Raw genomic sequence first — 3,731 nt, 5'->3', positions numbered from 1 at the left:
GGGGGATCCCTAGAAATTGGAAACAACTTGTTGGATCCCTTGCAACCTTGGGGTGTATTTGTTGAGTCAGTTTCCCTGCAGTGAGGGCTCCCTAGGGATGGGGAAAGGACTCAACAGCTTGCGCTGGCTGGCGCGTCAGTATGCGCTTCGAGTTCTGGATGCTGCCGGTATAACCCTCAATGGCTCACAGCCCTGGGATATTCAAGTTCACGACGAGCGGCTCTACCTGCGCTGCCTGCTCTATGGATCCCTGGGCTTTGGCGAGGCCTACATGGAGGGCTGGTGGGATTGCGAGGCCATTGATGAGTTAGTTTGTCGTCTCCTAACTGCCCAGGCACCGCAGCAGGTGGGTTGGCTAACTCAGCCCTTGCTTGGGTTGGACAGTTGCCTTATCAACCGCCAGCGGGGCAAGGGGGCATTCGTCATTGGCCAGCGCCACTACGACATTGGCAACGATCTCTATGAGGCCATGCTGGATCGCCGCATGATCTACAGCTGTGCCTATTGGGATGGGGGCGCGCAAACTCTGGATGAAGCCCAAGAAGCTAAGCTTGACCTCATTGCCCGCAAGCTGGAACTCCAACCCGGCATGCGGGTGCTCGACATCGGCTGTGGCTGGGGCGGCACAGCCCAGTACCTGGCCGAACGCTACGGGGTGCAGGTTGTGGGGATTACTGTTTCCAAAGAGCAAGCCAAACTGGCCAGCGAACGCTGCCGCGGCCTGCCGGTCGAGATTCGGTTAGAAGACTATCGCCAGACCCAGGGAAAGTTTGATCGCATCCTTTCTGTCGGCATGTTTGAACATGTTGGCTACCGAAACTACCGAACGTTTATGCAGGTAGCCCGCCGCTTGTTGAACGACAATGGCTTGTTTCTTCTGCACACCATCGGCAGCAACGTGGCCTACCAGGGGCGGGATCCCTGGATTGAGCGCTACATTTTCCCCAACTCGATGCTGCCCTCGCCTCATCTGATTACTGCAGCCTTTGAGGGCTTATTTGTGCTGGAAGACTGGCACAATTTTGGGATCAATTACGTGGCCACCTTAAAAGCCTGGCACGCCAATTTCGAGCAGGCATGGCCAAAATTAGCCGACCGCTACGATGAGCGCTTTCGCCGCATGTGGCGGCTCTATCTCCTGATGAGTGCCGGTAGCTTCAAGGCCCGGGCCAGCCAACTTTGGCAACTGGTCCTCTCACCACGGGGAGTAAGTGGCGGCTATCGCTCGCTTCGGTAACGACAGTCCCAAAAGTTTGCAGGTGCCCCTGCGCCCTCGCTGAGTGGGGGTGTTATGATGAGTTTGATTATCATTCTCACTCTAGACAAGCTGAGGGATGCCCGCAGCTCTGCAGCAAATTGTCAATCGCTTCCAGAAGGCCAAGACCTCGCGGCAGAAGTATGAGCTTCTCCTAGCCTATGCCAAGCGCCTGCCACCCTTTCCCGAAGCGGAGAGGAAGGAGGAGAACCTAGTCAGAGGTTGCGCTTCGCGGGTGTGGCTGGCCACCGAGTTTAGGGAGGGCAAGGTCTACATCCAAGGGGATGCCGATGCTCAGTTGGTCAAGGGTTTGGTGGCCATTGTGGTGGAGGGGCTAAGTGGCCTAGCGCCGGAAGAGATTTTGGGGGTTTCCCCAGAGTTTGTGCGGGAGATGGGCCTCAATTTCAGCCTTAGCCCTTCCAGGAGCAACGGTCTGGTGAGCATGTTTTCGATGCTGCGGCAGAGGGCCTTGGCTTTTGGGAAGTCAGTTGCTTCCAGCTCTGCTGTCTCTGTTGTCTTGTGAGGTATTCAGGCTCATGACTGATCAAGCTAACTCTATCCGTTCGGCTCGACCGGTGCGATCGCTGGTCTCGCTGCTGGCCGCCCTCTCGGTCGGGATCCTGGGAAGCCTGCAGATGCGCCAAGAAGAGTCCCGGGCCCAGCAGGGATCCAGCCCCCCAAAGGTGGTGACCACGATTTTGCCGATAACGCAATTTACCCGTGCTGTGGCCGGGGATCGGGCAGAAGTCACGCCACTCCTTCCCCCTCAGATGGGGCCCCACGACTTTCAGGCTCGACCTGAGGAGGTTCGTTTGCTGGCTCAGGCGGATGTGCTGGTGATCAACGGGTTGGGTATGGAAACGTTTTTGGAAGGGTTGATCGCCAGCGCTGGGAACCCCCAATTGCAAATCGTTGACAGCAGCGAAGGGATCCCAACTTTGCGGGCTGAGGAGCCAGAGCATGGGCACTCCCACGGTCACGGCCATGGACACTCTCATGGACACAGTCACGGCCATTCTCACGGGCATGGCCATGGCCACTCTCATGGGCACAGCCACGGCGAGTTTAACCCCCACATTTGGCTGGATCCCAGGCGGGCCATTCAGCAGGTGGAAAATATTCGTGATGGCCTCATCTCTGTAGATCCGGCGGGGGCAGAGATCTACCAGGCCAATGCGGCTGCTTTTATCGAGAAGCTCAAGGCTTTGGATGAGGAGATCGAGCAGCGCTTGGCTCCCTTTGCCGGCAGAAAGTTTGTAGTTTTCCACAACTTTGCCCCCTACTTTGCCGAGCGCTACAACCTCAAGGCTGAGTTTTTGGTGGAGATCCCAGAGGCCAATCCTTCTCCAGAAGATGTGCGACGGGTGATGGAGACAGTGCGGGAGTCGGGCCTGAAGACCATCTTGGTGGAACCTCAGGTGGGAGACAACAACCCCTTCCAGATCTTGGCCAGGGATTTGGGGGTGGAAGTGCGGGTCTTCGATTCCATCGAGACTGCCGGCCCTGAGGGGATCGAGCCGGAATATTACCTGACCATCATGCGGCAGAACGTGGATAATCTGATCTCGGCCTTTGAGAAGGAGACGGCCTTTGTGCCGCTGGAGCTGCCCTGGCTTGGGCAAGGTTCGCTGGAACAACTACTGGCGAGGGGGCGGTGATCTCCTGCTCCGGCGAGGTTGTCCTGCGCGTCGAGGGGCTGACGGTCTATCGGGGATCCCGCTTGGCAGTACAGAATGTGTCATTTGAGCTGAGGGCGGGATCCCATACGGCCATTGTCGGCCCCAATGGCGCTGGCAAAAGTACCTTGGTGCAGGCCATCTTGGGGATCCTGCCGCGGCAGTGCGGCTCGGTTTGGATTCTGGGAGAGCCGGTGTGCCTGTCCGGTTATTTGCCCCCCTCGGTGCGGCAGCAGGTGGCTTACGTGCCCCAGCGTTTTCAGTTCAATCCTGGGATCCCCATGGTGGTGGAGGAGTTTGTGGCTTTGGGTTGGGGGGCATTGCAACCCTGTTGGCCTTGGCAGCAGCGCTCTGCTCGGCGGCAGGCGGTGAAAGAGGCGTTGGAACGGGTCGGCGCATCCCACCTGTCCTCTAAGGCTCTGGGCCAGCTCAGCGGCGGGGAGCTGAAACGGGTGCTGTTGGCCTATTGCTTGGCTTGGCCGCGGCGGTTGCTTATCCTCGACGAGGCACCGGCAGGCTTAGATACGCTCAGCGAGGGGGAGTTTTACCGGCTCCTGGAAGAGCTGCGCCAATCTCTGGGCTGGGCCATTTTGCAGATCTCCCATGATTTGGAAATGGTGTCTTGCTATTGCGACCGCGTGCTGTGCCTCAACCAATCCCTCATCTGCCAGGGATCCCCCCAGGTGGCTTTGGCACCAGAAGTGCTGAGCCGGGTTTATGGGTCTGTTCGCGACAGCGGTGCGGAGCACCATTTTGTCCGCTACATCCACCGTCAGTAAACTACCCGACCCTGACTGCTT

General features: G+C 58.3%; 4 protein-coding genes. All 4 read left to right on the top strand.

All coding sequences use genetic code 11. The features are described from left to right. Positions 1 to 97: 97 nt before the first annotated feature. Positions 98 to 1,237, top strand: a complete 1,140-nt coding sequence (gene cfa, locus NW818_RS13545; RefSeq protein WP_414424849.1) for a cyclopropane fatty acyl phospholipid synthase — start codon at positions 98 to 100, stop codon at positions 1,235 to 1,237. A gap of 97 nt (positions 1,238 to 1,334) precedes the next feature. Beyond that, positions 1,335 to 1,778 carry a SufE family protein gene (locus NW818_RS13540; protein WP_414329195.1) on the top strand — a complete coding sequence of 148 codons (444 nt, stop codon included), beginning with the start codon at positions 1,335 to 1,337 and terminating at the stop codon, positions 1,776 to 1,778. Between the two features lie 13 nt (positions 1,779 to 1,791). Beyond that, entirely contained in the window at positions 1,792 to 2,913 is a 1,122-nt protein-coding gene (locus tag NW818_RS13535; RefSeq protein ID WP_414424848.1) for a metal ABC transporter solute-binding protein, Zn/Mn family, read from the top strand. After that, positions 2,910 to 3,710 carry a metal ABC transporter ATP-binding protein gene (locus tag NW818_RS13530; protein WP_414424847.1) on the top strand — a complete coding sequence of 267 codons (801 nt, stop codon included), beginning with the start codon at positions 2,910 to 2,912 and terminating at the stop codon, positions 3,708 to 3,710. Before NW818_RS13535 ends, NW818_RS13530 begins: the two co-directional genes overlap by 4 nt. Positions 3,711 to 3,731: the final 21 nt, after the last annotated feature.

This window comes from Synechococcus sp. R6-5 (assembly GCF_047461775.1).
Classification (GTDB): Bacteria; Cyanobacteriota; Cyanobacteriia; order Thermostichales; family Thermostichaceae; genus Thermostichus.
This window is presented reverse-complemented; position numbering and strand designations above follow the sequence as displayed.

What these genes read in the sequence shown, in the direction of transcription:
- cfa (WP_414424849.1), top strand. Translation starts at nt 98, where the DNA reads ATGGGGAAAGGACTCAACAGCTTGCGCTGGCTGGCGCGTCAGTATGCG.
- NW818_RS13535 (WP_414424848.1), top strand. Translation starts at nt 1,792, where the DNA reads ATGACTGATCAAGCTAACTCTATCCGTTCGGCTCGACCGGTGCGATCG.
- NW818_RS13540 (WP_414329195.1), top strand. Translation starts at nt 1,335, where the DNA reads ATGCCCGCAGCTCTGCAGCAAATTGTCAATCGCTTCCAGAAGGCCAAG.